The organism is Synechococcus sp. R6-10, assembly GCF_047461815.1.
In the GTDB taxonomy this organism is placed as follows: Bacteria; Cyanobacteriota; Cyanobacteriia; order Thermostichales; family Thermostichaceae; genus Thermostichus.
The window spans coordinates 1-6,110 of the sequence record NZ_JANSHW010000085.1; the positions used below are offsets into that span (position 1 = coordinate 1).

Annotated in this window: 7 protein-coding genes and 1 riboswitch; of the genes, 5 read left to right on the plus strand and 2 right to left on the minus strand. The window is 60.2% G+C overall.

Annotated elements, in window-relative coordinates; genetic code table 11:
• The 4 genes from NW837_RS02885 to NW837_RS02900 all read left to right on the plus strand — a co-directional run.
• On the plus strand, positions 1–1,019 hold a 1,019-nt coding region (locus NW837_RS02885; RefSeq protein ID WP_414329180.1), incomplete at its 5' end, for a hypothetical protein.
• Positions 1,020–1,087: 68 nt separating this feature from the next.
• Entirely contained in the window at positions 1,088–2,218 is a 1,131-nt protein-coding gene (locus tag NW837_RS02890; protein WP_414329181.1) for a hypothetical protein, read from the plus strand.
• A 184-nt stretch (positions 2,219–2,402) separates the two neighbouring features.
• Positions 2,403–2,930, plus strand: coding sequence for a hypothetical protein (locus NW837_RS02895; RefSeq protein ID WP_414329182.1), 528 nt, complete (start codon positions 2,403–2,405; stop codon positions 2,928–2,930).
• 36 nt (positions 2,931–2,966) lie between these two features.
• On the plus strand, positions 2,967–3,482 hold the full coding sequence (locus tag NW837_RS02900) for a MogA/MoaB family molybdenum cofactor biosynthesis protein (RefSeq protein ID WP_414329183.1): 516 nt from the start codon (positions 2,967–2,969) through the stop codon (positions 3,480–3,482).
• 28 nt (positions 3,483–3,510) lie between these two features.
• On the opposite strand, the gene metK is transcribed toward NW837_RS02900, so the two are convergent.
• Entirely contained in the window at positions 3,511–4,770 is a 1,260-nt protein-coding gene (gene metK, locus NW837_RS02905; RefSeq protein ID WP_414329184.1) for a methionine adenosyltransferase, read from the minus strand.
• A gap of 298 nt (positions 4,771–5,068) precedes the next feature.
• Positions 5,069–5,180: riboswitch (SAM riboswitch) on the minus strand.
• A 67-nt stretch (positions 5,181–5,247) separates the two neighbouring features.
• Positions 5,248–5,616 (minus strand): hypothetical protein, encoded by a 369-nt coding sequence (locus NW837_RS02910; protein ID WP_011434147.1) that lies wholly within the window; start codon positions 5,614–5,616, stop codon positions 5,248–5,250.
• A 128-nt stretch (positions 5,617–5,744) separates the two neighbouring features.
• Between NW837_RS02910 and NW837_RS02915 the strand changes: the two genes are divergently transcribed.
• Positions 5,745–6,110 (plus strand): cob(I)yrinic acid a,c-diamide adenosyltransferase (locus NW837_RS02915; RefSeq protein WP_414329185.1); only part of this gene is annotated, 366 nt, incomplete at its 3' end.

The window sequence follows — 6,110 nt, forward strand, 5'->3', positions numbered from 1 at the left end:
AGGAGGAGACCCAGTTTGCGGCGGTGGAGGTGATGGTTGCCCAAATTCGCCGGCTTTTGGGGGCCGGGATCCCTGCCCATCGCATTGCTGTTTTGCTGCCCCGTATGGATGTGGGGGTGAGCCTGAGCTTGCAGGAGCAGTTGTCGGAAGTGCCGGTTTTGTCGATTGCCCCCTTCCCGGCGTTGATCCGCTATCCCTTGGTGCGGGCGGTGCTGACGGCAGCAGAATTGGCCCATCCCGAGTGGGGTGCTTTTCCCACTTTGCCGGCTTGGCGGCTGATGTTGAGCTGGGTGCTGGGGCTGGATCCCATCCGGGCAGCTCTGTTGGCCGAAGATACCTGGGATCCGGTGGGGCGTTCTCTGCGTCCCCGAACGGCAGTACGGCAGCCAGAGCGAGTAGGGTTTGCCAACCTGGAGCGCTACCAGCGACTGTTCAATTGGCTGCGCGGCTATCATCCCGGCCCTTCATTGGCCGCTTTCTTCCAGCAGTTTTTTGCCGATCACTTAGCCCCGGCGATTGCTTCCCCTCAGGATCAAGAGCTGCTGCGCGTGTTGATGGAAGCGGCACGGCGGTTTCGCCAGGCCTTCCCCGCCGAAGGGGATCCCGCCTTTTTGGCCATGATCCGCTCGGGACAGACCCCCAGCAGCAGCCGCTTCGAGCCCGACTATTCCCGTTACTTGGTAGTTGCAACTCCGGGGGCCTACATCACTCGGGGTTTGGAGGCGGATTACCAATTTTGGTTTGATATCACTAACCCCAGCTGGTCCCGCTCCCTCTGGCATGTGCTCTACAACAGCCGTGTGCTGACGCCGGAATGGGACGGGGAGGTTTTCGATGCGGCGCGGGATTTACAGGCGCGTCAACAGATTTTGGCCCGCACGCTGCTGAACCTCTGTTGCCGCACTCAGAAGGGGCTGTGGCTGGTGCGCTCCAATTTTAATTATCGCGGCGAGGAGAACACCAGTATTCTGGACTACCTGATTTTGAAGGGGTTGAAGGCCATGGCAACCGCCGGCTAAGGGAGAGCCTATCCTGAAAGGGTGCTGGCAACTCAGGCCTCCAAGAAATCGGGGGATGCACTGCAGGAATGGTCAAAGGCAAGGGTTTTAGAAGAGCGGCGCAGCCGCCCCTCTGGCTGACACGCACCTTGGAGTGGCAGGGCAAAAGGGAAGAAGCACTGGTCCTTTTGGCCAATTGGCTGGCGGATCCCTTCGGCGATGGAGACATGCGCTACGTCTTGCGCCGCCGCCTGCTTTTGCTCTTAGACAGCGGTGCAACCCCCAGCGAGTTGCAAGCTTTTCTCGACCGCCACGGCGAGCATCCTCTGGCCGCCGCCGTCCGCTATGCTCTGGCGGTTCGCTTCGCCCGCGAACACCGCTACGACCTAGCCCTGCAGCTGACGGAAAATCTGGCTTTGGATGCTGTGTTGGATCGCTACCCCTTGCTGGATGGCGGCTACTGGCTGGACGACTGGGATCCCGTGCCCGCCAGCCGCACCCCTCTGCAACCGAAAATCCAGGCCCAACGAGAACGCTGGCGCCAATTGAGCCGTTGGCAAGCCCAATCCACTCCCCAACAACGCTATCAACTGGCCGCCCACTGGGCCGCTGCCGACGGTTGGCGCAATGGGTACCTGTGGCTGTTTAACCAAACCCGTGCCGGTGGCCTGAGTGGGGATGCTGATGGAAGCGCGCCGCCGCAACCAGCTTCTTCCAGTTCTCTATCGGACTATCAGCGGGCCAATCACCATGCTGTAGCAGCAGAGTTACTCGGCTCTGTGCTGGCGGATCCCACCGCCCCTGCCCATCTTCAGGAAGAAAGCCTGTACCGGCAGGTGCTGATCCTCTACCGCCAGTACACCACCTACCCTCCCGAGGAAACGGCAGCCATCTATCCGCTGCCGGGCTTCCCCCCAGGAGTGACAGAAGATACCAGCTTGTTCGACACGTCACTGCCGGACTACGTGGATCCTGGCAGCCTCAGCTACAGCTACTTTCTGGAAGCCAAAGCCCTGCAGGATGGCTATGCCCGCCAGGCGATCTACGCCGGCAATGAGCTGCTGAACCGCTTCCCCCAGAGCCGCTATGCTGGGGATGTGCTCATGGCTCTGTACGGCCTGACGGGAGATGTCGCCTTCCTAGGACGGCTGCTGACGCAGTTTCCTGATAGCGAGCGCGCTCTGGAGGCAGCGCTTGAGCTGGGGCCCGTCAGCCACTGAGTCTTTAAGCGTACCGCAGCTTTGCAGCTTTATAGCCTCTTCACAGAGCCTTCATGAAAGGCAAATGGGGGTATTCTTGGACGAGAGCTGTCTTGCGAGATCCAGGGAGAAAGGCTTTATCTCCCCTTTGTCTCGGCGGATCTGGACTAGCTTGGGTTGAGTTTCCTTGGGCTGCCATGGGCTGATGGATCCTGCCACCTTTCTGGAGCACTATGGGTTTGAGCTGGAAGGTCAACCCAGCCAGGTTTGGGTGGAGCGCTGGAGCCAGTTGTTCCCGGATCTTTGGATCCCGGCAGCCTTGCTAGAAGCCCTCTACCAGGGGCGGTACAAGGCCGCCTCTGTGGAGCAGCTTCTCCGCCTTTGGCAGCGTCGCGGCTCTCCTCATCTTACCTTTCCCCCAGAAATCGGCCAGTTCCTTTGGCAGGAGCAGCAGGAGCGGATCCGCTCTTTGGCTTCGGCTGCCCTTGCCTGTTCTCCGTTGCCGCCGGTACCCCTCGCAGGATCCCTGTTTTCCCGAGAACCGGCCATATCTCTAAACTTGTTGTTGGAGCAGTTGCAGGAGCTTCCCCCCAAGCTGCGCCGCCTGCTTGCCCAGTCCCCTCCTCCCCAACTCGCCCGTGCTGGTGGGGTAGAGTCCTCAGGGATCCTAGAGCTCCAGCAGACGGTCGTTGACCCTCCAACTCCTGCCGAGCCCCCTCAGGGACAGTCTTGATGGGCTTGCCACTCTCTTTCCTCAGGGATCCTGGCCATGAACTTTCCCCTCGATTGCGACAGCGGTGCGGAGCACATTGCCGCCTTGCCCTGTGGGGTGATCACCGTCAGCGACACGCGCACCCCTGAAACCGATCACAGCGGCCAGTTTATCTGCACAGCCCTCCAGGAGTCCGGCCACCGGGTGGAGAGATATTGCATTCTCCGAGATGAACCGCAGCTCATTCGAGAGCAGGTTCAGGATTGGGCCGGATCCCTGCCGGTGATCCTGTTGAATGGCGGCACAGGCATCGCCCCCCGCGACACCACTTACGACGCCATCGAGGCTCTCCTGGAAAAGACCTTGCCCGGCTTTGGGGAGATCTTCCGCCAGCTCAGCTATGCCCAGGTCGGCAGTCGGGCCATCGCCTCTCGGGCCATCGCCGGGATCCACGGAAAGTGCTTGATCTTTTCCATGCCTGGCTCCCCAGCAGCCGTGCAACTGGCTATGCGCAGCCTGATCCTGCCGGAGCTACCCCACCTGGTTAAGCAGCTTCACCAGGGCAAGCATTGAGGCAGCAGGCCGTCTTAGTGATCCCCTCTTAGGCCAAGAGGGCAGTCGCCTTGGCAAGAGCCTCCTCCCGCAGCAGAGCGGCTTTATCGGTGCGCTCCCAGGGCAGATCCAGGTGAGTTTGCCCGAAGTGACCATAGACCGCTACATTTTGGTAGAAGCGTCCCCCCCGTTGGCGGGGCAGCTCCCGCAGTTGGAACTGGGCCAAAATGGCTGCCGGCCTCAGATCGAAGTGGCGCTGCACCAGCCGCAACAGCTCTTCGTCGGGGATGCGCCCTGTGCCAAAGGTTTCCACCAAAATGTTGATGGGGCGGGCTACCCCAATGGCGTAGCTCACCTGCACTTCACATTTTTGCGCCAAGCCAGCTGCCACGATGTTCTTGGCCACGTAACGAGCCGCATAGGCAGCGCTGCGATCCACCTTGGTGGGATCCTTGCCGGAGAAGGCCCCGCCCCCATGGCGAGAATAGCCGCCGTAGGTATCGACGATGATCTTGCGTCCGGTCAGGCCCGCATCTCCCTGAGGGCCGCCGATGACAAACTTGCCGGTGGGATTGGTAAGGAAGCGGGTGTGGCTATCCGGCTTGATGGGCAGCTCGGCAAACACCGGCGTGACCACTGCCTCCCAGAGATCGGCGCGGATCCGCTCTTGCACCGCCGCCTCTTCCGTAATGGCGCCAATCGTGGGTGTGTGCTGGGTGGAGATGAGCAGGGTGTGAATGCCCACCGGGCGACCTTCCTCATAGGCCACAGTCACCTGCGTTTTGCCATCCGGGCGCAGATAGGGCAGGGTGCCGTTTTTGCGAACCGTGGCCAACTGGCGGCTGAGGCGGTGGGCCAAGCTAATGGGCAAGGGCATCAACTCGGGAGTTTCATCGCAGGCAAAGCCAAACATCAACCCCTGATCCCCGGCCCCGACCAAGTCGAATTGATCTTCCTGGGAGCCGCGACTTTCCAGGGCCACATTCACCCCTTGGGCAATATCGGGAGATTGCTCATCGAAAGCCACCAACACCGCGCAGCTTTCTGCACTAAACCCATTCTTGGCATCGGTATAGCCAATTTCGGCCACCTTGTCCCGCACCAGACGGGTGAAGTTGACCTGCGCTTGCGAGGTGATCTCCCCGGTCAACAAAACCAGGCCCGTATTGACCACCACCTCGGCGGCCACCCGACTGAGGGGATCCGCCGTCAAGAGGGCATCCACGATGGCATCGGAGATCTGATCGCAGATTTTGTCGGGGTGCCCCTCCGTCACCGACTCCGAGGAAAACAAAAACGACTTGGACAACGAACCTTCTCCTTAAAAGCTAGAACTGAGAACCTGAACAAAAAACAAGGCTCACCCGCTCGTTCATTATCCGTCGGAGAAAGAGCCAACCAGGGATCCCCAGGTGCTCCGCACCAGCCCCAACTCAGCCAGAGGAAAGGCCCAGCAACCAGCAAGCGTTCTGCACCGCTGACGCACCAGCACTGCCGCGAAGGCCTTGCCCCGCTGCCGCGACCAGAGCTATGGGAGCTGCTAAAGGATAAAGTTGCCAGAAAAGTCCCCCGCCAAAGAGGGCTATCCTCTAGAGAAAACTTTATTGCCTTTATCTTTCGGTTACTGACTAACCGCAGGAATTGGCACCGTAGCGGAGGCTTCCGCCGGGTTGCCGCAGCTTCATTGGGCCTGGTCCCTCAGTCTGCTCTGGATAAAGAACGGAACTTGTCCCTATAGTACCCCCAACCTCCGCCCATTTGTCAAAAAAATAAGCTGTGGGCGGCTTCAGCCAAACAGACCCTGCCACCAGTCTGTCCCCTGAGCGGCTTTGAGAAAGAATGCGCCGGCCAAGCCCAGGGGGGAGAGAACGCCGAGAAAGCCAACTGTCCCCAATCCCCAAGCCAAGCGGTGCAGATGCTTTTTGTCGGCAGGATTTGGCGTCGTTTCGGCTGAGATGGCCAACAGGGATCCCAAGGCTGCCAATAGGGATCCCCCCAGACCTGCAAAGTAGCTGGGCGCTAGCCACGGTTGCAACTCGGCGGCAGATACGACTTGGATGCGGGGCAAGACTTGAAAACACCCTATTGCCAGCACTGCCCAGATGAAGCAGTACATTAGCAGGCTATCTCGGAAAGCGGCAGCCGGTTCTCTCATATCCCAGCCGAATGAAACCGGATTAGGATAAAGGCGGTTCACTGTGGGGAACTTGGGTTTGCCCCGACGGTCGCGCCAGTGGTGCAGTTCCCCTCAGCCTGTGTGGCGAATCTCGATTCCTTTTGATTATGGCCCAACCCGCCCTGTCTGGCTTGCCTGCACCGGCTTCCGGATCCCAACCCCTCTCGACAACAGAACTTGAGGACGCTTGCGATAGCGGTGCGGAGTCTTCACCGGGCGCAGAGGCCGACCCAAACTGGCGGCATCGCCAAAGAATGCAAAAACGCCAGCAGATCCAGCGGCAGCGTCTGTCGGGCATGCGAGATGACAAGGGCTTGATCATCGTGCACACGGGGCAGGGCAAGGGCAAGACCACGGCTGCCTTCGGCATGATCTTCCGCGCCCTCGGCCAGGGATTGTCGGTGGGGGTGGTGCAATTTATCAAGGGGGCCTGGGATCCAGGAGAAGCCAAGCTATTGCGGAAATTGGCCGAG